The sequence below is a fragment of the Hahella sp. HNIBRBA332 genome (assembly GCF_030719035.1).
Classification (GTDB): Bacteria; Pseudomonadota; Gammaproteobacteria; order Pseudomonadales; family Oleiphilaceae; genus Hahella.
This window is the reverse complement of sequence record NZ_CP132203.1, coordinates 4,909,738-4,933,472: the sequence shown is the minus strand read 5'-3', so window position 1 is coordinate 4,933,472 and position 23,735 is coordinate 4,909,738. Positions and strand designations below refer to the sequence as shown.

The 23,735-nt window shown below is 53.7% G+C and carries 20 protein-coding genes; 12 read left to right on the top strand and 8 right to left on the bottom strand.

Features of this window, described 5'->3' with window-relative positions; translation table 11 throughout:
* Positions 1 to 12 precede the first annotated feature (12 nt).
* Positions 13 to 999, bottom strand: a complete 987-nt coding sequence (locus O5O45_RS21775; RefSeq protein ID WP_305901438.1) for a GlxA family transcriptional regulator — start codon at positions 997 to 999, stop codon at positions 13 to 15.
* 321 nt (positions 1,000 to 1,320) lie between these two features.
* Here O5O45_RS21775 and O5O45_RS21770 point away from each other — a divergent pair, with 321 nt between their 5' ends.
* Positions 1,321 to 1,587, top strand: a complete 267-nt coding sequence (locus O5O45_RS21770) for a hypothetical protein (protein ID WP_127968473.1) — start codon at positions 1,321 to 1,323, stop codon at positions 1,585 to 1,587.
* 74 nt (positions 1,588 to 1,661) lie between these two features.
* Here the strand turns inward: O5O45_RS21770 and O5O45_RS21765 are convergent, their stop codons facing one another.
* Positions 1,662 to 2,459, bottom strand: a complete 798-nt coding sequence (locus O5O45_RS21765; protein WP_305901437.1) for an SdiA-regulated domain-containing protein — start codon at positions 2,457 to 2,459, stop codon at positions 1,662 to 1,664.
* Between the two features lie 373 nt (positions 2,460 to 2,832).
* Here O5O45_RS21765 and ehuB point away from each other — a divergent pair, with 373 nt between their 5' ends.
* The 8 genes from ehuB (at position 2,833) to O5O45_RS21725 (ending at position 11,043) form a co-directional block, all read left to right on the top strand.
* Positions 2,833 to 3,660, top strand: a complete 828-nt coding sequence (gene ehuB / locus O5O45_RS21760; protein ID WP_305901436.1) for an ectoine/hydroxyectoine ABC transporter substrate-binding protein EhuB — start codon at positions 2,833 to 2,835, stop codon at positions 3,658 to 3,660.
* Between the two features lie 11 nt (positions 3,661 to 3,671).
* On the top strand, positions 3,672 to 4,334 hold the full coding sequence (ehuC, locus tag O5O45_RS21755; RefSeq protein WP_305901435.1) for an ectoine/hydroxyectoine ABC transporter permease subunit EhuC: 663 nt from the start codon (positions 3,672 to 3,674) through the stop codon (positions 4,332 to 4,334).
* The gene (ehuD, locus tag O5O45_RS21750; protein WP_305901434.1) at positions 4,331 to 5,008 is read left to right on the top strand and encodes an ectoine/hydroxyectoine ABC transporter permease subunit EhuD; all 678 of its coding nucleotides are present in this window, start codon (positions 4,331 to 4,333) and stop codon (positions 5,006 to 5,008) included. Before ehuC ends, ehuD begins: the two co-directional genes overlap by 4 nt.
* On the top strand, positions 5,005 to 5,778 hold the full coding sequence (ehuA, locus tag O5O45_RS21745; RefSeq protein ID WP_305901433.1) for an ectoine/hydroxyectoine ABC transporter ATP-binding protein EhuA: 774 nt from the start codon (positions 5,005 to 5,007) through the stop codon (positions 5,776 to 5,778). The genes ehuD and ehuA overlap by 4 nt, the downstream gene beginning before the upstream one ends.
* Before the next feature lie 116 nt (positions 5,779 to 5,894).
* Positions 5,895 to 6,566: a vWA domain-containing protein gene (locus O5O45_RS21740; RefSeq protein WP_305901432.1), complete on the top strand. Its 672-nt coding sequence runs from the start codon at positions 5,895 to 5,897 to the stop codon at positions 6,564 to 6,566.
* A gap of 6 nt (positions 6,567 to 6,572) precedes the next feature.
* Positions 6,573 to 7,334 (top strand): PP2C family serine/threonine-protein phosphatase, encoded by a 762-nt coding sequence (locus O5O45_RS21735; protein WP_305901431.1) that lies wholly within the window; start codon positions 6,573 to 6,575, stop codon positions 7,332 to 7,334.
* Positions 7,313 to 10,078: a protein kinase domain-containing protein gene (locus O5O45_RS21730; RefSeq protein ID WP_305901430.1), complete on the top strand. Its 2,766-nt coding sequence runs from the start codon at positions 7,313 to 7,315 to the stop codon at positions 10,076 to 10,078. The genes O5O45_RS21735 and O5O45_RS21730 overlap by 22 nt, the downstream gene beginning before the upstream one ends.
* Positions 10,075 to 11,043 (top strand): ankyrin repeat domain-containing protein, encoded by a 969-nt coding sequence (locus O5O45_RS21725; protein ID WP_305901429.1) that lies wholly within the window; start codon positions 10,075 to 10,077, stop codon positions 11,041 to 11,043. Before O5O45_RS21730 ends, O5O45_RS21725 begins: the two co-directional genes overlap by 4 nt.
* A gap of 129 nt (positions 11,044 to 11,172) precedes the next feature.
* Here O5O45_RS21725 and O5O45_RS21720 read toward each other — a convergent pair whose 3' ends face one another.
* The gene (locus O5O45_RS21720) at positions 11,173 to 12,990 is read right to left on the bottom strand and encodes a putative Ig domain-containing protein (RefSeq protein WP_305901428.1); all 1,818 of its coding nucleotides are present in this window, start codon (positions 12,988 to 12,990) and stop codon (positions 11,173 to 11,175) included.
* A 309-nt stretch (positions 12,991 to 13,299) separates the two neighbouring features.
* Between O5O45_RS21720 and sbcD the strand changes: the two genes are divergently transcribed.
* A complete protein-coding gene (gene sbcD, locus O5O45_RS21715; RefSeq protein WP_305901427.1) occupies positions 13,300 to 14,616 on the top strand; it encodes an exonuclease subunit SbcD in 1,317 nt (438 codons plus the stop codon).
* Positions 14,613 to 18,302 carry an AAA family ATPase gene (locus tag O5O45_RS21710; RefSeq protein ID WP_305901426.1) on the top strand — a complete coding sequence of 1,230 codons (3,690 nt, stop codon included), beginning with the start codon at positions 14,613 to 14,615 and terminating at the stop codon, positions 18,300 to 18,302. Before sbcD ends, O5O45_RS21710 begins: the two co-directional genes overlap by 4 nt.
* A gap of 66 nt (positions 18,303 to 18,368) precedes the next feature.
* Here O5O45_RS21710 and O5O45_RS21705 read toward each other — a convergent pair whose 3' ends face one another.
* The 3 genes from O5O45_RS21705 to blaOXA all read right to left on the bottom strand — a co-directional run bounded on the left by O5O45_RS21705 (position 18,369) and on the right by blaOXA (position 20,750).
* Entirely contained in the window at positions 18,369 to 18,593 is a 225-nt protein-coding gene (locus O5O45_RS21705; protein WP_127968486.1) for a hypothetical protein, read from the bottom strand.
* 159 nt (positions 18,594 to 18,752) lie between these two features.
* The gene (locus tag O5O45_RS21700; RefSeq protein WP_305901425.1) at positions 18,753 to 19,796 is read right to left on the bottom strand and encodes a hypothetical protein; all 1,044 of its coding nucleotides are present in this window, start codon (positions 19,794 to 19,796) and stop codon (positions 18,753 to 18,755) included.
* A gap of 141 nt (positions 19,797 to 19,937) precedes the next feature.
* Positions 19,938 to 20,750 (bottom strand): class D beta-lactamase, encoded by an 813-nt coding sequence (blaOXA, locus tag O5O45_RS21695; protein WP_305901424.1) that lies wholly within the window; start codon positions 20,748 to 20,750, stop codon positions 19,938 to 19,940.
* Positions 20,751 to 20,943: 193 nt separating this feature from the next.
* On the opposite strand from blaOXA, the gene O5O45_RS21690 reads away from it, so the two are divergent.
* Complete coding sequence (locus tag O5O45_RS21690; RefSeq protein WP_305901423.1) at positions 20,944 to 22,047, top strand: ABC transporter substrate-binding protein; 1,104 nt, start codon at positions 20,944 to 20,946, stop codon at positions 22,045 to 22,047.
* On the opposite strand, the gene O5O45_RS21685 is transcribed toward O5O45_RS21690, so the two are convergent.
* Positions 22,048 to 22,830, bottom strand: a complete 783-nt coding sequence (locus O5O45_RS21685; RefSeq protein ID WP_305901422.1) for a secretin N-terminal domain-containing protein — start codon at positions 22,828 to 22,830, stop codon at positions 22,048 to 22,050. It lies immediately after the preceding gene.
* An 82-nt stretch (positions 22,831 to 22,912) separates the two neighbouring features.
* Positions 22,913 to 23,623 carry a lipoprotein gene (locus tag O5O45_RS21680; protein WP_305901421.1) on the bottom strand — a complete coding sequence of 237 codons (711 nt, stop codon included), beginning with the start codon at positions 23,621 to 23,623 and terminating at the stop codon, positions 22,913 to 22,915.
* Between the last annotated feature and the right edge of the window lie 112 nt (positions 23,624 to 23,735).

Sequence of the window (23,735 nt, the reverse complement as noted above, 5' to 3'; positions counted from 1 at the left end):
TGGCTTCGGACATCAGGTTATGCTGCGGCGCTGGAATTTGTTTCGATACTCTTTCGGCGTCAGCCCGGTTTTCTGCCGGAACAGTTTGGTGAAAGAGCTGACGTCTTCGTAGCCTACCGCCAAAGTAATCTGACTGACATTGTCGGACGTTTCCTCCAAGAGCTTTTTGGCCTCTTCCAGACGTAGCGTCTGCAGGTAGCCCAGTGGCGTGTCGCCGGTGGCGGCCTTGAAGCGGCGCGCCAGAGTGCGTGGACTCATATTGAAACGTCCCGCCAGATCGTCAATGCGCACGTCCTGGTCGCAGTTCGTTTCGAGCCAGTTTTGCACCCGCAGCACATCTTCGTCGCGGTGATACTTGCGCGCCCGCATGGAGGAATAGCTGGACTGATAGGTTCGTCCCATATCGATAACAAAGGTTTTGGCGGTCTGCACCGCCACTTCGTGGCCGCAGAAATGCTCAATCAAATACAGACACAAGTCCAGCCAGGCGATGCCGCCGCCGGAGCAAAACACGTTTTCAGAGGCGGTGAGCATTTGCTCCGGGCGCAGGTCCACGTTGGGATATCGCTGACGGAACATGTCCACAAAGGCCCAGTGGGTGGTCGCAGTACGATTGTCGAGAATGCCCGCTTCCGCCATGAAGAAGGCGCCGGTGCAGTTGCCGGCGATGATCGTCCCCTGATTGTTCATGGTTTTAAGCACGGCAATTAGTTGCGGGTTCTGCGCCAATGTTTTTTCGATGTCGCCGGCGATGGAGGGAATAACCAGGATATCGCTCGGCTTGATGTCGTCGAAACGCGCGTCCGCCTGAATCAACAGCCGGTTATGACAGCGCACCGGTTGTGCGTCCCGAGTGGCCACGCGGATGTTGAATTTGGGGTGGGGTTGGCTGCGTTGAATATGATTCCAGGTGACCCCGGCCATGGCCAGTAAATCCACCACGCCGGTGATGGCGGAAGATACCGCGTAGTCGAACCCGAGAATTGTGACTTGCTGCATGCTTTTACCCGTCATCGCTTGGATTGGCTATATTAGCCTAAAAAATGTCGAAACAGACAGTGTCGGAGAGGGGCGATGCATGACATTCTGCTTTGGCCAACCAGATAGCGGCCTAACAGCTATCCTTTCTGGTTTGATTTGTCTCATACGCACCGCGTCAGCGGTACTTATCAGCCCATGTTCGGCGGCTCCCATGAAGGCGTCGGGCGTGGGTTTTTTTATGGATAAACCCTCACTATACTCACTATAAGAACTCAGATACGTTGTCTCTTGGTTTTTGCGGAATAAATTATTAGAACAAGCTGTTATAGGAGATCGCCAATGAGTATGGCGGAAGAGAGCCGGCAGGCAAAAATGATTGCGGAGATGCGGGGCTTCATTAAGAAGGTGCTGATGGATCCCACCATTCCGGTCAAGTGCATGGAAATCGCACGCAGGCTGCAGCAGGAAAAAGACGCGGAGCGTAAAATGGCTGATGAAATCAGCGCCAGCACCACGATCCGCATTCCTGAAAACATGAGCGATGCGGACAAGCTGTTCCTGGACGTGCTCAACGAAGTCTTGGAGGATGAATCGGCGCTGTACTGATTCGCTCAGGCCGGCGTCGCCGGCCCTGATCAACGGCGCGCCAGAGTATTAATGACTTTGGCGTCGCATGTCTCTCATTCGCGTATCACCACTTTATATACATACAATTCGGCGTCTTTATCGCTAATCACATAGAGCGACTGGTTCGCCGGATCGTAAGCGACCCCTTCCGCCTTACGCACGGACTTGAATTTGCCGGGCTTCTTGCCAGGCTTTGTCAGCGCCGCTGACCCTTTTATCCGACCGCTCGTCAGGTCATAGAAATAAATCCTCGCTGCTTTGTCGCTGACGATGGCCAATAAATTGCGCTCGGGGATCACCGCCAGACCTGAGTAATCGATGTCCTCCAGAGCGGTATCGTCGTCGCTGACGCCTGTTTCCGTCAGTTTGACGCTGCTTATCACCTTGTTGAGGTCGCCGGACAGATGCAACAGTACGCCGGGTTCGCCCTCTTTTATGGCGTAAAGGGTGGCGTCGGCGGGGTTCCAGGCGACGCCTTCAAGGCCTTTGTTCTCTTTGGTTTGAACAAAATGGACTGCGGTCTGGGCGAAACCGTCCAAGTCTGATAGTCGACGCTGAGCCACAGGTTCGCCTGCGCTGAGGTCGATAATGAAAAACTCATTGCTCTCTTCTTTCACCGCAATCAGTCGGTCGTGTTGGGCGTCGTAGGTGACGCCTTCAAAGCCGGAAACCGGCGCATCCAGGCTCTTGAGCGTGTTCCCCTGGCGATCAAGCAGAAATAGCCTGGCGGTGTCATCGCTGACTGTCCACAGACCGCCGTTGGCGTCGAACGTCAATCCAGATGGCTCCGTCAAGCCCAGGGCTTTGTTTTTAACGGAATGGACCTCGGTGAACTGCAGCGATATTTCCATGGACGTCGCCTGTGCGGGCAGGGAAATGCCGGCGGCCATTAGCACCATGAGTCCAGGTCGGCGAGTCAGGAGGCGACGGAGTGATTGGGCAAAAAGGTGTAAATAGGAAAACGAGCAACGACGCATAAGTTTGATGTCGAACATTTAGTTGAAAGGTTGGGGCGCTATTGTAATGCAAAACCTGTCGAATCGCCGGGCAACGGCTTAAGAGTCACGGTAATAGGGACCGGCGGCGCTGTCGTAGGCGCGGGACAGCTAAATAATATTGTTAGAATTCAAAATAATTATTGAGAATTAATTTTCACCTACTTATGATTTTTAAGGATTCTGATAGATATTTTTGTTTAGTGATATAAGGAATTCGAGGGAAGTCATGAAAAGTATATTCGTGTTTATATTGTTCGCGCTCTCCACCGTCACAATGGCGGACACTTGGGATGAGATCAGCAAAGAAGGCAAGATCACCCTGGGCGTGGCCAATGAGCGCCCCTATGGATATCTCACTCCAATGGGGGAGCCTGCTGGAGAGGCGCCATCCATCGCCATGTATGTTTTGGATAAGCTCGGCGTGGAAGACGTGGAAGTGGTGGTGACGGAATTCGGCTCCCTGATTCCCGGACTGAAAGCGGGCCGGTTCGACGTTATCGCCGCCGGCATGTATGTGAACCCTAAACGATGCAAGCAAGTGCTGTTTTCCAATCCCACTTACACCATCGGCGAAGGTTTTTTGGTGCTGGACGGCAACCCCAAGGGGTTGCATGGCTACGGCGACGTGAAAAAAGCGGATGAAGTAAAAATGGGCGTGATGGCTGGCGCGGTTGAATTTGGCTACGCGAAAAAATTCGGCGTGCCAATGGATCGCATCGTGACGTTGCCGGATTATCCCGCTGGTGTAGCGGCGCTGAAGGCCGGGCGCATTGATGCGTTGGCGGGCACCAGTCTCACCATGGCGCAACTGGCGCAAAAAGAAGAGCGGGTGGAGTTGGCGCAGCCGTTTGATGAGCTGAAGATCGATGGGGAATCCGTCAAAGGCTACGGCGCTTTCGGTTTCCGTAAAGGCGATGAAACCTTGCGCGACAACTTCAATCGAGTGCTGGACGGTTTCCTGGGAACGGAGCAGCACGTCAGCATGGTGAAGGAATACGGTTTCGGTAAGCACACCTTGCCGGGCGACGTCACCACTCAGGAGTTGTGTAACTAAGTCTATATCTCATGGAACTGAGCGAACTGACGCCCATCCTGCTACAGGGCGCGTGGGTTACCCTGAAAATTCTCTGCCTGTCTCTGCCTGTCGCGGGGGCGCTGGCTTTTATCGCTGGCTTGACGCGGCTATTCGCACCCACGCCTTTGCGGCAGATAGCGCGGGTGTATATTGAGTTTTTTCGCGGCACTTCCGCCTTGATTCAGCTGTATTGGATTTATTTTGTGTTGCCATTTTTCGGCTTGAATCTGGATGCGATGACGGCGAGCGTTATTGCGCTTGGATTGAATATCGGCGCTTATGGCGCTGAGGTGGTGAGAGGGGCTGTGCTGGCTGTGCCCAAAGGGCAGTATGAGGCGGCGGTGGCGTTGAATTTTACGCCCTGGAGCCGATTGTGGCGCATTATTCTGCCGCAGTCGCTGATCAATATGGTTCCGCCGTTTGGCAACCTCGCCATCGAATTGATGAAAGCGACTTCCCTGGTGTCTCTGATCACCATTGGCGACCTTACCTATAAAGCCAAAACTCTGGCGGACGCGACCCTGCAGGTGGGCGAAATTTTTGGTCTGGTATTGCTCATTTATTTTGTGATGGCGCAAGCGATGGCCTATTTGTTCCGGTTGCTGGAGGCGCGTTTGGGCCGGGGCCTGGATAGAGGAGGTCTGCGCTCATGATAGAACTGGATTGGGACTGGGAATTCACTTGGGAAGTACTGCCGGATCTACTGAACGCCGCACAGATTACATTGTCCGCCACCTTGCTGGGCAGCCTGCTGGCGATAGGCGTGGGACTGGCGTTGTCATTGCTGCGGCGCAGTCCCTCGCGCTGGATCAGTTGGCCGGTTTACTGGCTGGTTGAATTTGTGCGCAGTACGCCGTTGCTGGTGCAGATCTTTTTCCTCTACTACGTCATGCCGGAGTTCGGCGTGAGCCTGTCGCCAATGACGACGGGCGTGTTGGCGCTGGGCGCGCACTATGGCGCTTACCTGTCAGAAGTATTTCGCAGCGGCATCGATGGTGTGGAGAAGGGGCAGTGGGAAGCCGCCAGAGCGCTTAACCTGTCTCAATTCATGACCTATCGCGATATCGTATTGCCACAGGCGTTGCGGGCGATGATTCCGGCCACCGGCAACTATATTATCGCCATGTTCAAGGAAACCCCGCAGCTCTCAGCCATCACATTGTTGGAAATGTTGCAGACCGCCAAAATCCTGGGCTCTGAAAATTTCCGTTACCTGGAGCCGTTCACCCTGGTCGGCTTGCTTTACCTGGCGTTCAGCATTGTCGCCGCGCTGGGCGTGCATCAGATCGAGCGTCGTTTTCCCAAAGAAGGATTCAGCCTACGATGACCTCCCCTATCATTGAATTTCAGAACGTAAAAAAGCAGTTCGGCGAACTGGCGTTGTTTGAAAACTTTAACTTCAGCGTCGACGAAGGCGAGATCGTTTCCATTATCGGCTCCAGCGGTTCCGGGAAAAGCACGTTATTACGCATCCTGATGACCCTTGAGGATATCGATGGCGGGGTGGTCAGGGTGAAAGGCGAGCCGTTATGGCATATGCCCAAAGGCGATCGGCTTGTTCCTGCTGACAAAAAGCATCTGCGCAAGATGCGTAACCATATGGGGATGGTGTTTCAGCACTTTAATCTGTTTCCACATATGACGGTGCGGCGCAACATCACCGAGGCGCCGATGCGGGTGAAAGGCAAAACCCGGCAGGAGGCGGAACGAGAGGCGATGGACCTGCTGGCGCTGGTGGGGCTGCAAGATAAAGCGGACAGCTATCCCGCCCAATTATCAGGCGGACAGAAGCAGCGAGTCGGTATTGCCCGGGCCTTGGCAATGCGCCCCGAGATCCTGCTTTTGGATGAAATTACCTCAGCGCTGGATCCGGAGTTGGTGGATGAAGTGTTGGACGTTATCCGTAACCTCGCCAGGGAGCACAGCTTCACCATGCTGTTGGTGACCCATGAAATGTATTTCGCCCGGGAGATAAGCGACCGCGTCTGCTTTTTCGACCAGGGCAGGATTCTCGAAGAAGGGCCGCCGGATAAAATTTTTGTGGCGCCGGAGATGGAGCGTACGCATGCATTTTTAAATGCTTTTATCAGCGCCTGATATCCTGCAGAATCACGTCAAAATCAAGTAACGCTTTTTATATGAAGGGCGCTATTCAAAAAAAACGCTTTGTTTTTCTTGTTGCCCGAAATTCTGGAAGTAAGCGAGGAGTAGGTATGTCCGACACATTGATACCGGATGTGGTTTTTAATGATAACAACAGTCAGCGCACCCCCTGCGTTCTAGTGCTGGACGGCTCCAGCTCCATGTTCGGCGAGCCGATCAGACAGCTTAATGAAGGCTTGAAGTTGCTGGAGCAGGCCCTGAAAGAGGACGCCAGCACAGCGATGCGAGTGCAGCTTCTGGTGATCCGCGCCGGCAACCATGATCAGGCGGAAGTGCTGACGGATTGGGTGGATGCGATGGACTTCAACGCCCCCGAGGTGTTCGCCAACGGCACAACGCCGCTGGGCGCCGCCATGAATCTGGCGCTCGATAAAATCGAAGATCAGAAAGCCGCGTATGACGCCAACGGCATTTCCTCCACTCGTCCCTGGATTATTCTCATCAGCGATGGCGCTCCCACCGACTTTGACTGGGAAACCGCCGCGGACCGCTGCCGTCATGCGGAACAGAACCGTAAAGTCGTGATTTTCCCCATTGGTGTGGAAGGCGCGACATTCGAGACGCTTAATCAATTCTCCAATAAAGGCGCCAAGAAGCTGAAGGGCCTGCAATTCCGTGAACTCTTTGTCTGGCTGAGCCGGAGTATGGCCACCGTATCCGTGTCGTCTCCTGGCGAAAAAGTGCAGTTGCCTGCGACAGATTGGTCTGAAGTCGAAGTTTAATTCTTTATGACAAACAGTTATCCAGAGTCGGCCTGGAAAGTGGTCGCGGCCAGCGTTGCTGGTCCGCATCATGTTCGGGAAGGACTTCCCTGTCAGGATGCGTTCAGTTGGCGCGTTATTGGTGAGCGGCTGGTGGCGGCGATAAGCGACGGCGCTGGCTCGGCGACGCACTCAGAGCAGGGGAGCCGCATGTTAAGTCAGTGTGTCGTGGACGCCTTCGCTGAAGAGTTGGAGGCAGGGCTGCAAGAGTCCGACGTACGAAGGATTGCGGAGCAGGCGATTGAAACTTGCCGCGCTGAATTGCTGCAAACCTACCCCGACGCCAATCTGGCGGACTTTCATGCAACACTGGCGGCAGTCTTCATGGACGCTAGCGGCGGATTTGTCCTGCAAATCGGCGACGGAATGGCGGCGGCTGTGCAGGAGCGTCAATGGGCGCCTTGCCTGCTGTGTTTACCGGAAAACGGCGAATACGCGGAAGAAACTTTCTTTTTCACTCAGGATCACTGGCGTGAGCATCTGCGCATAACCCCTGTGTCCTCTGAATATGATGAGCTGATACTGGTGACTGACGGCGCTTACAGCTTCACCGCCAAACCCGCCGCCAATGGATTGGACCGCGACTTTATCGCTCCGGTTTGCGCATTTCTGGAACAGAACGACGAAGAGCGGGGCGTTGCTGCGCTTAAGCAGATTCTCGATCACGCCAACGCCCGCCGTATTTCCGGCGACGACAAGACGCTGTTATGGGCCAAACGCAAACGCTGATTGAGGTGGGCGGCGGAGCCGTCCGCCTGCTGGATAAACCTTTGGGACAAGGCGCGGATGCGGCGATATACCGCGTCGATGGGCGTCCTGATCTGGTCGCCAAGATCTATCACAAGCCAGAGCAGGACCCAGGACGACGCGCCAAACTGGAAGCCATGCTGGCGAATTCGCCGGAGCTGTCCCACATTGAGCACGATGGACATCGCTTTGTGCAAATCGCCTGGCCGCAGTCCATTCTGACGGATCGGCGTGGCGAGCTGAAAGGCTATCTGATGCCTTTCGTCGACCTGTCCCGAGCGGTTTCGCTGGAGATGCTGCTGAACCGCAAAACGCGACAGTTCAGTAAGTTGCCTGAGCACTACGGCTACCGCCTGTCCGCCGCCAAGAATCTGGCGTCTTTGATTGCCGCGTTGCATCGCAAGCGCCATCATGTCATCGACATGAAGCCGGTGAACATCAATGTTTATCGGGAAACCTTCTTTACCGCATTGTTGGACTGTGATGGTTTCAGCATTCAAGGCGCTGGCAAGCGGTTCTCGGCGCACCAGTACACGCCTGACTACATCGCCCCGGAAGCCATTAATGGGCGTCAGGGGCCGGACCAGCTTGGCGAAGAGCAGGATCGCTTTGCACTGGCGGTCATCCTGTTTCAATTGCTCAATCAAGGCGTACACCCGTTTCAGGGAGCCCCCAAGGGCGGCGCCAATTTGCCCACGACCAACCACGAGCGCATAGGGGCGGGTCTATATGCTTATGGCTCAAAGGAGCATCCTCGGATTGCCCCTTCCCCCTGGAGCATTCATCAGTCGCTGGATGCGCGCACGCAACAGTTGTTTGAAAGCGCCTTCACTCAATCGCCCTACGCCAGACCGAGCGCTCAGGAGTGGAGTGACCACTTGCACTGGTTGGTCGCCGGGGAGGATTCACCGCTACAACCATGTCCGAACAACAAGGAGCACTTGAGTTTCGGTTCCGGGTGTCCCTTCTGTCCGATAGAGCAGAAGGCGGCGAGCAGCGTAAAGCGTAAAGCCAAGAGGCCCGCCAGGACTCCGCCGCCCAGAGGCGGGAGAGCTCAACGCGCTGCGCCCCAACCTCAATATAGACCACGACCTCAGCCCGCCGCGCAGCCTATTGTTATGCCGCGCAAGGTTAAGTGGGGGCTCATCGCGGGCTTATCTGCCGTGGTTGCGCCATTTCTACTGTCAGCAATATTAAACCCCGTGATTGCATCCTGGCGTTGGCCTGGGATTACGGAAGCAGCACTTGATATAGGATGGCCAGTTTGTGACAGAGACAGGGAATACAACCTGCTTTATCAGGCTCTGTTGACCAATAACCAGGCGCACATCCAGCTGGCGCTGGACAACGTCAGTGGTCTCGGTTGTTTGGGAGACATAACCGTCGACTACGCCAACGGAGGCATCGGCGATAACCGTGTATTTGATGACGAAACATTCTGGCTGTTGTTGCAAAAGGTGTCCTCCGCGCCACAATCATATCAACGCTGGCTAAGCTCGGAATCGAACTCACAGAGTTACAACGGCTCCTATCTGGGCTACTACAGCGAACCACTGGATTACATTGACAAAGCGGTTACAGAGTATTTGGGAACGCAGTTATATAGCCGGGACTTGCGGGATGTCTGGCGGCGGCGCTTGGCTGTTTTGAGTGAAGAGCATGGTCGCCGGGCGTTGGACGGCAAAACACTTGGTGATGAGTTGGCGCCTGAGTATGAGCAGTCCAAGAGAGTCGTGAACGCCATAGAGGAATCTATATTTGTGCTTCTTTGGAAATGGACCGTCAAGCATAACGTTAATGACTTTGTGGAGTTATTGCCTCCACGGCTGGTGGTGGATTTGGATAAAGTGGGCTGGATCGTCGCGACGGTGGTGGAAGATAAGCAGGAAAGCGTGGAGACGCTTCTTAAACACCCGGCGATAGCTTTTAACGACGATAAGCTTTCCAACAGGCAGCGAACTGAGCGGGATCAGGTAATCGCCGCCAACTCACTCAAGGCCAAAGATATTTCTCTACTTCCGAAAGCCATTAGAGAGTTGTCCTTGAGTTGCGACGAGCTGTCCAGCGCTTTTCATTATGTGGGTGTCGACAACCGCAACATAATAAAATTCCGAGATGATTCAACGTCGTATTATAGCTCTTGGCGAAGTACTGAACGCTCATCATCGCAGATACAGATGAAGAAAGGGGGGATAGAGTATTTGGTCCGTCAACCGCAATTGGCTTGTACGCTGGCGGGGATGACCGGGATGCAACGTGATGGAGGAAAGCACCTGCAAAGCGTCGCTGACTTCTTAAACAAGGTTGAGGCTGAGACGCCTGGCGTTAAGCAGAAAGTGCTCTGGGATATTGCGCGGGACTTTCCGCATTGGGAAGGCCAGATTCGCTTGATTCTCAAAGGGACTCGCAAGAATACGGAGAGGCTGGTTATCTGGTTGTTGAAAGATCAGTCTGCAGCTGAGTGGGTGGATAAAGACGGAAATACTCTGGCGCACTATCTGGTGAGCTGGGCGTCACCGGAACTGGTGCAGAGTCTGCCAGATCTGGGTGCCCCCGCCCTGCGAGCCAATGGCAGCAAACTGACGGCGAAAGATCTCTACCAGCAGCGCCTGGCTTCGCAGGACATCGTGTCGAAAGAGGAAGAGGCGGCTTTAGCGGCGCTGGGTAGGCGCACCCCTGCGGAAATGCTGGATGAGTACTTTTTCGGGGGCGATAGCGAATCATGAAGGCGTTTTTCATTTTGAGAGCCTGTCTGCTCAAGAAAGCTGGAATGCAGGCGGCGCGGACCACAGGGGCTGTCATGCTGCTGTCGCTGGCGTGCGCCGCCCATGGGCAATCGGAAGAAGCGAAAGCCAGCGCTCTGTATGCCGCGGATAAGCTGCAGTGGGACTCGGTGGTGGATACGGCTTGGCCTGAGCTGATGAAAAACGCCAAGGACTCCCGCTATCCGGCGCAGAGCTTCAGCCAGGACGCATTCTCGCTGGAAGATACGCAAGGTTACTCTGGTGTGTCCTATCTTAACTTTCTAGCCCGAGATGGTATGTATGAAGCGCTTTTGGATGCGCTTCGCGCTGGCGTGGAGTTTCCCCATAGCGACAACTATGACGCCATGTACACTGCTGTGATTGAATCGAAGAAGCATGAAAATCCTTATCTCACCATGGCGTTGGTATCGTCTATTGATAAGTGGAATATCGCCCATCGTCTGGCGGCTCGTAACAAGGTCAAAGCGTTGCGCGCGCTGGATAAAAAAGTAGTGATGGCGCGGACGGAGTTTGGCCGCAACGCATTGATGCTGGCGATTCTTTATCAGAATAAAGAGGCGGTGAAGTATTTGAGCTCGTACCAGGCGCTTCTGAACCAGAAGGATGACTTTGGTTGGAGCGTCATGATGTATGCGGTGTATTTGGAAAACCCATCGATTCTGGACGTGCTGTTCAGCCTGCCAAAGCCGCCAAACGTAAACCTGAAGTCTTATGCCTGCGTGGACGCCCCCAAGCTGCGCATCGCCATGATTGGCAGTCGTATGCTCAGGCAGGCGATGTCAGGCGGAGGAAGGCCGGCGGACACCAGGGAGCTGTTACAGCAGGATGCAACCTACACCCGATTGCAAGCACTGTCCGAAAAGCAGCGCAGAGACTCCTGTAAGTATTATTTGATGGACAGGCCCTATCATAATTGGTTGTTATAGCTGGTAAACAGTAAGTCCACCCTTTACTCAGGACGGGTCACTCTAATAAAAAAGGCCGAGCATCCCGACGGATGTTCGGCCTGTCTTGCGGCTGTTAGTCAGCCGATCATTACACTCTTATCAATGACATCAGTTACAGGGAACCGCGCCGATGTCGGAACCGTCACTGGCCGCGCCGCAGACCGGGGAGTTGGGGAGCGGGGTGTAGTTTTGATTGTTATAGTCAGTTAACAACGGATCTGTAAATAGACTATTGATATCAAAACCGGCATTTTTCCAGCGGGTTTCTGTGAACTTGCCATTCCATTTTCCAGCGACATATACACTGGAGGAATGTATCAGGTTAAAGTCTCTGATAAACAAGTCGGATGTCCAATACTCGTTTTCTTTAGCGTCACAACAATTGTAGGGCAGAGTTCTTCCGCCTATATCATCAATAATATTGTTACGCATCTGAACGCTATTCGCTCCTCCGGTTGGCGTGCCGCCATCATGGCCAACTCCACCTAATATGGTATTGTTCTGGGCCAGTATGTTGCCAAACCCTCCAACCATACTGCCTACTAGTAATCCATAACGTGACCCTGCAAGCCTGTTGTAAAGTACGTCAACACTGTACGAATACTCTTGACTCAATACTCCTAGACCATATTTAACATTATAGGCAAGGTTGCCACGCAATGTATTCTTATAAGAAGAGTCCTTGTCACGAAAGCCAAACCCATCAATATCATGTGCGATATTATCTTCCACTAGAGCGTAATGTACGTTGAATAGCGCGCTAGAAGAGCCATGAGTATTTGATATTATATCTCCATGAATCCCTGATCCTCGATCAAACAGATCATGAAACTCATTATCCTGGATGATTATGCGCTCCGCGCTTTTGCGACTGTCTCCATAATAGATAAAGCTTGGATTACCTTTATCTGTGGCGTCATATAAGGTATGCATGTGGTTACGTCTGAATAGCCAATCAGGATTGCTCGCACTCAGCTTTATGCAATAGGTCACGCAGTTTTTGATTTCTAACCCGTCAATAACTCCAAACTTTCCGCGAGCAGTCGTTGCTTCCTCAAAGTTAAAGTCTATAACCGGAGTTTCGCCAGGATAGGCGATCAGCTTATTTGCTTTATCCTCCTCATATTGAAACACTTCCGTATAGTTCCCACCTTTGATATACAAAATATCATCGGCGTTACTTTCGGAAATTCCATAAGAGATAGATTTCCAGGGCGCCGCCTGAGTACCATCTCCAGATGAGTCAGAACCGTTGGGAGAAACGAAGCGAAATCCTGATTTTGTTACTTCAACAGTAAATGATTGTGAGGCGGCTTCTTGATTGCTGTCATAAATAGCAACTTGTACGCTAAATGTTTGCCCTTCCAATTGCGAAGAGGGTGTCCAGGAAATTTCGCCGCTACGTGGATCAATAGTCATGCCTGATGGCTTTTGATCCAGCATAAAGTAATAAGGGTAACGTCCGCCCACAACGCCTAACCGAGTGTTATATTCAACTCCGGGATATGCTTTTGTGATTGGCCAGGAAATAACCTGTGGCGTGTCGCTCACCATTGAGTATTTATTGGCGGGCTGTCCCAGTGGCTCAGATATTTCTGTTAACGAAGTGGCTAGTGTCCAGCCGTCCTCTCCTGTGTCGTAATCAATCAGGTACCATACCGGACCCACTGAACTTGGGTATTTTTTCCCGGCAACAATGATGCCGGTAGCTCCTTGAGGCTGGCTGCCAATACTCGCCGTTGAGCTGGTTGGTGGGTTGTCATAGACCTGAACAGTCTCTTCAGTTTGAACGCGGACGTTAAGCTGATACGGACTTGGAGTTGAGCTTGCCTGCGCCAAATGCGCAACTAGCATAGCGGGCGCGGCAAGCATTAGCTTTCTGCGCCAGTTTATTTGAGGGAATTGAGTAGTATTTATTCCTGACATGACCGTCACTAGCTCCTTGGTCGTAAATAAGAGAGTTGTTTTTTGTATTCGGGCGGACGGTAATAATGCTTTTCTCCACCGGGCCCGGCCGTGTAATTTATCTTACGACTAATAACGACATAACTGGGGTGTTTACTAGGTAACCATTTGAAAATAAGTGACTAAATGTATTTTTGATGTGTGCTGGAATGTAGGGGAACCGTCCTGTTTTTATAAGATGGAAACTTAGAGCTGGTGACTTCATCTATAGCCTTTACCCGCCAAGCTTCGTAAACTTTGCCGAATTTTGGATTCGGCTGACTTCTTCTAATGACCTTTCGTATTCTTCATACCTCGGACTGGCATCTTGGCCAGCATTTTTTCGGTAAAACGCGGGCGGATGAGCACGCCATGTTTTTCAACTGGCTGTTGGAGCAAGTCCAGGTACATGAAGTGGATGCTCTGATCGTCGCGGGTGATATTTTTGACACCGGAGCGCCGCCCAGTTATGCGAGGGAGCTATACAACCGCTTTGTCGTGGAGTTGCAGCGGACTGACTGCCAATTAGTGCTGTTGGCGGGCAATCATGACTCCGTCGCCACGCTGAATGAATCCAAAGATCTGCTGGCCTGCCTGAATGTGCATGTCGTGGCGGGTATGCCGGAAACGCCGGAAAACAATGTGTTGCTGCTGAATGACCGCAATGAGGAGCCGGGCGCCATTTTGTGTGCGGTTCCTTTCCTGCGGCAGCGGGATCTCACCACCAGTAAAGCGGGACAGGATGGTGTGGAGAAACAGCAGGCTTTGCAGCAGGCGATTGCCGACTACTATGCACGCCTGTTTCAGTTGGCGCAGGCGCGCCGCGAGGAGTTTGGCGAGGCGCTGCCGATCATCGCTACCGGTCATCTGACGACCGTGGGAGCGGAACTCTCTGATTCGGTGCGGGATATCTATATTGGCGCGTTGGATGCTTTTCCATCTGGAGCTTTTCCTCCCGTTGACTACATTGCTTTAGGCCACATTCATCGCTCACAGAAGGTGGGCGGTCAGGAGCATATTCGCTATAGCGGTTCGCCGATTCCTCTGAGTTTTGACGAAGCGGAGCAAACCAAGTCAGTGTTGATGGTGGACTTTGAAGATGGGCGCCTGCAACAGGTGACGCCGCTGGAGACCCCCTGCTTTCAACCCATGCAGGTGATTCGCGGCGACCTGAAATCAATAGAAAAGCAATTGGGCTCTATTGTCGCCCCTAATTCGCAACTGTCGCTGTTCAGTAATGCGGATAAGGTCTGGGTCGATATCGAGGTGGCGGCGACTCAGGATTATCTCGATGATTTGCAGCGTCGCATTCAGGATATGGTCGGCGCATTGCCGGTGGAAGTGCTTTTGGTGCGGCGTGAGCGCAAGAATAAGGGGCTCAGGCTGGAGCGGCTGGAGAAAGAAACCTTGGCGGAGCTGACGGTGGAAGAAGTTTTTGAGCGCCGCCTCGCCCAGGAAGTCTGGGAAGGCGAGGATGCAGAGGCGCGACGGCAGCGTCTGATGGGCATGTTCCGTCAGGTAGAGAGTGATGTGCTCGCGGACGGTGTGGAGGCGGATGTTGTCGCTGAATCCAGTGTCGAAACCTCTGTGACGGGGGGCGATGCATGAGAATTTTGAGCCTTCGCCTCAAGAACCTGAACTCCCTTAAAGGTGAGTGGAAAATAGACTTCAGAGCGGATCCTTTTCATAGCAATGGGCTGTTCGCCATCACCGGACCGACCGGCGCCGGCAAAACTACACTGCTGGATGCGATCTGTCTTGCGTTGTACCACCAGACGCCACGTATCAACGTCTCGCCCCTGAATAATGAGATCATGACCCGACATACGGCGGAGTGTCTCGCGGAAGTCGAGTTTGAAGTCAAAGGCGAGGCCTATCGCGCCTTCTGGAGTCAGCGGCGTGCGCGCAATCAGGCGGAAGGTCGGTTTCAGCCGCCTCAGGTCGAGCTGGCGACTGCGGACGGCAAAATTCTTGCGGATAAAGTGAAGGACAAGCTGACGCTGATAGCTGAGTTAACGGGTCTGGACTTTGCTCGCTTCACCAAATCAATGTTACTGGCGCAGGGTGGCTTCGCTGCGTTTCTTAACGCTCCCGCGAATGAACGGGCTGAGTTGCTGGAGGAACTGACCGGCACGGAAATCTACGGCAAGATTTCCGCCCGGGTATTCGAGCGCCAGCGCGAGGCGAAAGGGGAGCTGGAGCGTCTGCGCGCTAAAGCGGAGGGGCAGGATCTACTCAGTGACGATGAACTGACCGCCTACTACGAAGAAGCGGCGGCTCTCGAAACTCAGGAAAAAACAGATGCCGAACGCCTGGAGTCTTTGCGGGCGCAAAAGCAGTGGCTGGACCGATTGAATCAGGCGCAACAGTCCTACAACGAAGCTGAACAGCGTCTTAGTGAAGCGACGGCGCGGCTGGAGCAGGAGAAATCCGACCTGGGGCGTTTGGCGCTCAGTGAGCCGGCGGAGAAGCTGCGTCCTTTCTATAAAGATTTTCAGCAGGCTCATGACGCTTATGCGCAGACAGAACGGCATATCAAATCTCTGACGGAAAGTCTGGAGTTAGCCCGTGAAGAGCTGGAGCGCAAATCTTCTGAGCTTGCGCTGGCGAAACAAGCGTTGATGCAATTGCAGACGCAACGGGAAGAGCTGGAAAGCCTGGTGGCGGAAAAGGTCATGCCGCTGGATCAGGCGATCGAACAACTTCGTTCTCTGATGCAGCAGCAACAGGAAACCGTCACTGAGACCCTGCGTCGCCAGGTGGAATCTGGAGAGCAGGAAAAAAATCTCTCCCATCAGCTGAAGGCGTTGCGGGGGGGGATTCAAGAAGCGAATGAATACCTCGAAAGCAGGCGCTCCCATAAGCTATTGCCGGAGAATCTGCCGTTATGGCGGGAGCGTCTGGCGCAGCGAACAAAAGCGAAGATTGAACTGGCCAAGTTGCAAGAGGCTGTCAGCACGCGACAGGCGGTGCATCGCCAGCAGGAAGCGGAGTCTGCTCGTTTGCAGGAGGCGCAGGCTACTGCGCATAGCGCTCTGGAAGAGCGTCGTCAGGCCGTCATGGCGACTCAACAAGCCATACTCGACGTATTGTCGGGAGAGGCTGAGGTGGATCTGCGGGAACGCTTGGCGGCAATGCAAAAAAGCCGCACGGACCGCTTCCGGCTTGGGCGTTTGGCGGATGACCACAGCAAACGTAGTCAGGAATTGATGGCGCTGAATGCGCAACTCAGTCAGCGCGAGAGCGAGTTAGAGCAAGGAAAGCAGTCTCTGGCGTTGATGCGTAAGCAGTATAAAGCGGAAAAGACGCATCTGGATGACCTGGACCGTCTGCTGCAGCAAGAGCGTCAGATTGCTTCGCTTAGCGAGCATCGCGCTCGTCTGAGTCCCGGGGAACCTTGTCCCTTGTGTGGCTCCCACGATCATCCTGGCATCGCTGCCTATGAGGCGCAGCGGGAGTCCGACACGGAAAAACGTCTGCAAGAGAAGCGCAAGCAGCTGCAGGAATTGGAAGACAAGGGCAAGAAGCTGAATGAAGCGGCGGCCCGGTTGTCCAGTGAGTTGGAATTGGGGGTGGCTACACGCGGCAAGCTGGAGCAGGAAATGGCGGCCCTGCGGGGGGAATGGGAGCAGCTGTGCAAGGATTTCAGCGTCAATCTGGCGATCGATGCGCCTGCTGGGGCGGAAAACGCGGTTGATGTTTATTTACAGAAAGAAGAAACCAAAGAAAATGCTCTGGCTGAGCGCGTGCGCTCATTGGAGCAAACGGAAAAGCAATTGCAGCAAGCTAAAGAGTCCGCCACAGTTGCGGAGCAGGAGCTTGGCGAGATTCGCAGAAAGCTGGAGTTGCAACAGCGCGACCTGCTGAATCTCAACAAAGAGATTGAGGGGCTCCTTACGCAGCAGACGGAACAACGCTCTGCGCTGAGCGCCTTGGAACAGGGGTTGACGGAAGCGTTTTCCAGCATGGGCTATGCGATGCCTAAGGACGATGACCAGGATGCCTGGCTGGAGGCTCGCAACGCTGAAGCACGAGAGTATCAGGCTCGGCAAGAGAAACTGGAGCTGGGCGTGAAACAAGCGGGAGATCTGGAGCGCCAGCTTGAGCACGCGGCGGAGAAAACCGCGGAAATTGCGCAGACCTTAACAGGATTGCAGGAAAACCTGGCGCAGACGGAAGCAGCGTTGACTGAGAAAAAATCGCAGCGTCAGGCGTTATTTGGCGATAAATCGCCGGCGGAGGAACGCAAGCGCATGCAAGAGCAGCTGGCGACGACGGAGAAGCGTTGGGCCACGTTGCAGGAAGACAAAGAAAGGGCCGACACGGCGTTGCAGCAACACCTGGGACGCGAGGAAGTGCTGAAGACGCAATTGGGCTCTCAGCGCGCACTCTTATCCGATGCGGAGCGCTTATGGAGTGAAGCGCTCGCCGCCAGCCGATTTGCGGATCAAGCCGCCTTTGAACAGGCGTTGATTAATGAAGAGGAACGACAGGCGCTGGCGGTATTGAAGCAGGAGTTGGATCAACAGAAGGATCGGGCGGCGACGCTGAAGCAACGTGCGGAAGCCGAACTGAATGAGTTGTTGGCGGCGCCGGCGACTCAGCTGAAAGAGGCAGAATTGACGGAGCAGCTACAAGCTGTCGCGGACGGACTGAAAGCCATCAGTCAAAAACAGGGTGAAATCAGACAACTGTTACAAAGCGATCAGTCCAGACGGATGAGCCGGCAAAAGCTGCTGGTCGATATTGAGCTGCTGCAGCAGCGTTACGATGACTGGGCATATTTGAGTGGCCTGATTGGGGCCGCGGACGGCGCCAAATTCCGGCGTTATGCGCAAGGCCTGACCCTGGACCATCTGGTATATCTCGCCAATCAACATTTAAGTCGGTTACACGGTCGTTATGAATTGGAGCGTCGTGAAGGTGAAGCCCTTGAATTGCAAGTGGTGGATACCTGGCAAGCGGATACCGTCAGAGACACCAAAACCTTGTCTGGCGGGGAGAGCTTCCTGGTGAGTCTGGCGTTGGCGTTGGCATTGTCAGATTTGGTCAGTCACAAAACCAGCATCGACTCTCTTTTTCTGGACGAGGGCTTCGGCACACTGGACAGCGAGACTCTGGAGGTGGCGCTGGATGCTCTGGACTGCCTGAACGCCAGTGGCAAGATGATCGGCGTCATCAGTCATGTGGAGGCGATGAAAGAGCGTATTTCCGTGCAGATTAAAGTGAAGAAGATGAGCGGTTTGGGCGTCAGCCGGCTGGATAACCGGTATTGCCTGGAGAGCGCGATGTAGAGCGCGATTTGGAAGAATGTGAAGGCAATAAAAAACCGAGGCGCTTGCCTCGGTTTTTTTGTCCGCTTAGAGCAGTATGTGCACTTTGCGGGGGTCGCTCTCAAGTCCGAAGAAGTTGGTGATTTTCTTTTCACCATCTTGCACTAATTCACGGACTTCTGAGGCTGATAATTCTTCCGGGATATTACGGGGCATCAACTCCCGTAACTCGCCGCCGAATGCGTAAAAAAACAGCTCAAGTCCGCTTGGATGAATGGCGTTTCTTTGGCTGCTATTGATTATCCAGTCCACAACATTAACCGTATATGTTTCTATGTATTCGAGTGTAGTCTAAAGAATCAGTCGGTTAGCGGTCTGTAGTGGATTCTCTGTAAGCATTATTGCTTAAGGCGGAAAGCGTGAACTTAAGCCTGGGCGAACGTGCGGTTCGCCCTTGAAAAATAAGGCTTTTCAACCATTGCAGCGTTTGAGCGCAGGGATGGCTTTACGCATATCCTGCAAACTGAATTCCTGGTGAGAAAGCGAAGACTTTTGCTCACCTAATACCAGGTAAACATGTAGCATTTTGCTCTTTTCGAGTTGCTCGCTCAGGTCCGACAGTACAAGTGTGCGGGTAGGGTAATCCTGTTGCGAGAATGACATCAGCTTGGATTGGTCCAGGCGTAACCCTACACCGTGCTTTTTCAGGAAAATGTCTGACGAGGCGTAAACGACAAAGCGGCCCGGCTCTAAGGATAGCCATATCTGAGACGTGTGGTCGCCGACTTCCACTTGGCGGGTTGGGGTGCTGAGGCGGCAGCTATCTGGATGTTCCCCGTCCCAATTGCGCTCCAGCGTCCAGATGCCGAATGAACCGACGTTCTGACTCAGCGCGGCCGTTGTGGAAGAGCGTTCGATAGATGCAGGCTGTGCTTTGACTTCCACCACCTTCAGCGACCCGGTTTCCTCATCTATCACTTCTTCACTCGGTTTTGTAGCTTTAGTGTCGACGTTAACAGGCTGAGATTGAGTGTTTTCTGCAACCGTCAATATTTGCTGCGAAGACGCTGAATGAACGGGAGACGCTACCGTAGCGGGTTGCGCCGGCGGGGCGGCTTCTTCTAGGACGACAGTGAGCGCTTCCGCTGTTTGCGTATTTGTTTGTGACAGGTCTTTATGCGCGTCTTCGGGCGCCAATTGCGGGGCTTCATGTCCGGCTGCGGGAGGAGGACTACTGAGGATTTCCGCAGGTGCGCCAGGTGATACTGCATTATTGTCTTGCAGAGTGTCCCCGGATGCGGAGGCCATATTAACCTGGGTCGGAGAGGCGGTATCCTCAGCGGCGATGGACGCTTCCGCTCGGGTCACCTCTTCAGGTGGTTCTGGTGTTTGCGCATCACTCCACCAGGAGACGGCGCACCCTTGCAGGCTGAAGACCAGGCTGGCGAAAAGACTGACGCGAACAGTGTGGCGAAAACGGCGGGAGAACTGCGATTTTATTATTGTTAATGGCATGGCTGTTACCCTGAAATAGGCGTTGCTGAATCGACATGGCAGCTGTTGACTGGGCAGGCTAGCACTTAATTTCAGGGCAAACTGATAAACAGTCCTCGAAAACAGCGGGTTATTCGCTGGCGGCGGCAAGCCGCGCTGAGTTTATTGCAGAATACCTTCCGACGTCATAATGCGTCGGGGAATGCTCTTTCTGAACGCCAGCTTTTCATTTTTGTCGATATCGAAGTTGGCTGCGAAGAAATACAGGTCCGGGCCTTTTTCCACCCAGCCGACCCACCAGGCCAATCCTGGCTTCGTGGCGTCGTTGTATCCTGGCATACCCAGGCTATAGCCGGTTTTGCTTCTTAATACATAGGCGTTGGCGGCTTCAGTCAACAGCGCCTCTTGTACAATTAGTTGATTGCGTTCAGAAAACGGCAGTCCGGCGTAATAAAGGCGGGACAGAAATTCAATTTGTTCCGCAGCGGATATTCGCAGTGCGCCGTCAAGCCAGAAATGGTCAGCACCGCCGCTGATATCTGCGTTGCCATAGTTCGCTTGAGCGACATGGTGGCGCATGCGCTCCTCACCAATCTGCAGCGCGAGGTCCTGAAAAACAGGCTCGACGGAATTTTGCATAGCTCCACGTAAGGTGAAATCGTCTTCCCATATTTTGAACGGACGTTTTTGTCCGTCCCAGCGAAATATCTCCCGACCGTCTTTCAGGACTCCGGTTTCCAATGCAATCAACACCTGCAGGATTTTGAATGTGGAGGCGGGGACGAAGCCTTCTGAGGCGCGCTGCAGGTTGCTGGTCTGACAGTTGTCCGTATTTTGTCTGCAAAGCATGAATACGCCCTGAACCTGAGCGTTGCGGAAATACTCGCGCCAGTCGCTGCGCTCCGTTAGCTCGCGGGCGTAAAGAGAAGAGCAAAAACATAAAAAATACAGGGTAGTCAGAAAGCGCCGTAACATGGTGCACTCCGAGTCTTGGGGCGGGGAGCGCATACTATTACGGAGACGCAGGTCGCGCAATCAGGAAGCGCCGACATGAAAGTAAATATTTTACGTCATTGGGCGCAGGGCGGATTCTTTGCAAACTAGCGGTTATGGTCCACTCTTAATGAAGGTGCCTTATCTATAATTAACTATGAATCTCGCAACTGTAATGAAGTTCTTGCGCGGCTTCATTGTCGTCTGGGTTACTGTTTCGTCCTGGCTGTGTCATGCTGGCGGCCCGCCTGTCGGGCGCTTGTCCGATACGGATTATTTCCTGTTTATCTCTCCATCCCCCACTGAAAACATTTTCTGGGGGAAGACCGGCGCCTTCGCTAAAGTGGTGGCGAAAGACCTGGGTGTTAAACTGGAAGTCATGTACGGGAACGATCAACGCTTTAATGTGCTCAAAATGGGCATGGAGGCGCTGCAGCGCCCTAATCCGCCGAAGGCGATTATTGTCGGATATTTTTTTTCCATTACAGAAAAACTCCTGCAGGAAGCCAATACTCGTGGCGTTGGCATTTTTCTCGTGAATACCAGTGTACCGGAGCGCGACCGGGCTCTAGTGGGGCTGCCGCGCTCTGAGAAGTTTCCCAACTGGCTGGGACATATGTATCCCGATGATGAGGAGGTGGGGTATCTGGTCGCGGAGGAGTTGTTACGACAGGCTCAAGTCAAGTGGCCGCGTAAGAACAGCTTTGACCTGCTTGCCATTAGCGGCGGCATGGACTCCACTGCGGCCCTGGACCGTAACGCTGGTTTACAGCGCTTTCTGTCAGAGCACAGTAATAAGGTAATCCTGAAGCAGCTGGTGTACGCCAACTGGTTTTGGGATGAAGTCACTGCCCGCACCCCGAAAATGCTGGAACGTTATCCATCTGTGGACCTGATCTGGGCCGCCAGTGATTTGATGGCGCTGGCGGCGCGCTCGGTGGCTCCTGAGCCGGAGCGCCTGATAGGTGGTGTGGATTGGTCGAATGAAGGGTTGCAGGGGGTAAAGGACGGGCGTCTGTCCCATAGTGTGGGTGGGCACTTTGTCGAGGCAGGCTGGGCGGTCGTGCTTCTGTATGATTATTTCAACGGCGTTGATTTTGCGGATTATCTGGGGGTTACTATTCGCACGCATCTGGCTCTGGCGACGGCGGCCAACGTGGATAAGGCTATCGATGTCGTCACCGAAGCCCACTGGGCTAAAGAGGATTTCCGCCGTTTCTCTTTATCGTTGCGCCCGGAAAATAAGGGCTACCACTTCCACGATTTTTTTACTGAGTAGCTAATTCCCCAATAACTCCACTTTGATAAGAACGCTTTGTTCATCTGCGCTCTGTCTGCGTGTGGAGTAGGTAATGCCGCTGTCTGAGCGGTTGCTGGTTAGCGACGCGCCTCCCAACTCTACCCACTCTCCAAGTTGGACGACGCGAATGGTGTCCAGAGAAGATGTATTGATGCGGTGCTGTTGAATGTCGTCTTGTTCGTTGCTTTGTGAGCGGACTTTCAATTCAACCCGGTTTTGTCCGGTCAGGCGGGGCTCTACGTAGACGCCGCTGCTCAGATCCAGATATTCCACGCTATCCACCAATCGGCCATTGATCCGTTGTGTCGTTCTGACCGGCTGCTTTTGGCCGGTATTGATAAAGGCGGAAGAGCCTTCCACGACTGTGAGCGTTTGCTGTCCGCCACCTCGTGTGGAGTAAACTTTCTTGCCTGCTTCGACCCGCGCCGATCCGCCGTCGTTGCTGATGACGCCTGAGACGCCCCAGCCGCTGTTTTCCCCCAGTCGGTTGCGGTCACGGCTGACGGTAATGAGGAATTGCCGTTGCGGAGTATCCAGTTGCATCACCAAGTCATGTATTTCCGCAATGACTGAGTCGTCAGCCCGAATGAGCAACTGGTTGCGATGACCGCTGATATGGGCCTGATCCTCGGGGTACAGTTCCCGAACCTGCCGCGCCATGTCCTCCGCTGTCCGGTGTTGTAGTGTGATCGTCTCCAGACGCTGGGCCTGCGCCATGAGACTCAGGCCCAAAGCTAACAGCAATGTGATGGCGCGTAGCATGTCCATACTCCCTCAATCGATTCTGGCCTGACCACGAAAAGTGGAGGCGGTTCAACTGAGGATAAAGGACGTCGCTGAGGAGTTAAAGAGCCGGCGCGGCGCTGGCGCTGGTTTCTTGTTTGAGTCGCACACCGAAGTTTTTCAACGCATTCAAGCGGGCCAAACCTCTGGTTTCATATCTTTCGGAATACATCAACGGCTTGGTATGCGACGCTTTGCCGAAAGCGCGGGCGAAAGCGTAAAGATAGCCGTTGCGAACATCCACCAGAGAGCCTTCCAAACGCACGTCCGAGCTGGTGTGGTGCGCTGGGACCACCCACATGCCTACTACCGTGATGTTGAGAATGCTTAGAGGGTTAGCGTATTCCTCCTCACTGCTGTTAATGTCGAAAGCGAGCCAGGCGTCCGCCTGAAAGCGCGCGGCTTCCATACGCTGTTCTTCAAGCTGGCAGTTGTCATACTGATAGCAATTTCTGCGTGTCGATTCTGGCGCGACAAACAATTCGGACACCAATCCGTTTTGTTTCAAAAAGGGCTTCCATGACTCGATTTCCTCAATCTCCTCCTGGCTCCATGGGTTGTCATTGGCGGGCTGTGGTACGTACAAACGCAATGGAAGCTCTGCTTGTGGCTTCAGGGCCTCGATTTCTTTGACCGAGTCCGCTCGTGCGTATTCTTTGGGCTGTCCAGGCTCGGCGGAGATCCCTTCCAGCGCGGCGCGATTGAAGTGAGAAGAGGTGGCGCAGCCACTGAGGTAGAGGAGTGTAAAGGCGGCTAAAACAAATTTTTTCATGATCGATTCCTAGTGCTGATTGCGGCAGTGGCTGCGCTTGACGCAGCCTTTGATTCCCGGTCAGCATAGCGATTTGAAAAGGGGCCTAAAAAACCAGTTTTACAGCAAAAAC

Excerpts from the sequence above, each read along its gene's own strand:
- O5O45_RS21770 (WP_127968473.1), top strand. The coding sequence starts at position 1,321 with ATGAGTATGGCGGAAGAGAGCCGGCAGGCAAAAATGATTGCGGAGATG.
- O5O45_RS21775 (WP_305901438.1), bottom strand. The coding sequence starts at position 999 with ATGCAGCAAGTCACAATTCTCGGGTTCGACTACGCGGTATCTTCCGCC.
- sbcD (WP_305901427.1), top strand. The coding sequence starts at position 13,300 with ATGACCTTTCGTATTCTTCATACCTCGGACTGGCATCTTGGCCAGCAT.
- O5O45_RS21685 (WP_305901422.1), bottom strand. The coding sequence starts at position 22,830 with ATGCTACGCGCCATCACATTGCTGTTAGCTTTGGGCCTGAGTCTCATG.
- O5O45_RS21735 (WP_305901431.1), top strand. The coding sequence starts at position 6,573 with ATGACAAACAGTTATCCAGAGTCGGCCTGGAAAGTGGTCGCGGCCAGC.
- O5O45_RS21730 (WP_305901430.1), top strand. The coding sequence starts at position 7,313 with ATGGGCCAAACGCAAACGCTGATTGAGGTGGGCGGCGGAGCCGTCCGC.
- ehuB (WP_305901436.1), top strand. The coding sequence starts at position 2,833 with ATGAAAAGTATATTCGTGTTTATATTGTTCGCGCTCTCCACCGTCACA.
- O5O45_RS21680 (WP_305901421.1), bottom strand. The coding sequence starts at position 23,623 with ATGAAAAAATTTGTTTTAGCCGCCTTTACACTCCTCTACCTCAGTGGC.
- O5O45_RS21700 (WP_305901425.1), bottom strand. The coding sequence starts at position 19,796 with ATGCCATTAACAATAATAAAATCGCAGTTCTCCCGCCGTTTTCGCCAC.
- ehuA (WP_305901433.1), top strand. The coding sequence starts at position 5,005 with ATGACCTCCCCTATCATTGAATTTCAGAACGTAAAAAAGCAGTTCGGC.
- O5O45_RS21720 (WP_305901428.1), bottom strand. The coding sequence starts at position 12,990 with ATGTCAGGAATAAATACTACTCAATTCCCTCAAATAAACTGGCGCAGA.
- ehuD (WP_305901434.1), top strand. The coding sequence starts at position 4,331 with ATGATAGAACTGGATTGGGACTGGGAATTCACTTGGGAAGTACTGCCG.
- O5O45_RS21690 (WP_305901423.1), top strand. The coding sequence starts at position 20,944 with ATGAAGTTCTTGCGCGGCTTCATTGTCGTCTGGGTTACTGTTTCGTCC.
- O5O45_RS21725 (WP_305901429.1), top strand. The coding sequence starts at position 10,075 with ATGAAGGCGTTTTTCATTTTGAGAGCCTGTCTGCTCAAGAAAGCTGGA.
- ehuC (WP_305901435.1), top strand. The coding sequence starts at position 3,672 with ATGGAACTGAGCGAACTGACGCCCATCCTGCTACAGGGCGCGTGGGTT.
- blaOXA (WP_305901424.1), bottom strand. The coding sequence starts at position 20,750 with ATGTTACGGCGCTTTCTGACTACCCTGTATTTTTTATGTTTTTGCTCT.
- O5O45_RS21765 (WP_305901437.1), bottom strand. The coding sequence starts at position 2,459 with ATGGAAATATCGCTGCAGTTCACCGAGGTCCATTCCGTTAAAAACAAA.
- O5O45_RS21710 (WP_305901426.1), top strand. The coding sequence starts at position 14,613 with ATGAGAATTTTGAGCCTTCGCCTCAAGAACCTGAACTCCCTTAAAGGT.
- O5O45_RS21740 (WP_305901432.1), top strand. The coding sequence starts at position 5,895 with ATGTCCGACACATTGATACCGGATGTGGTTTTTAATGATAACAACAGT.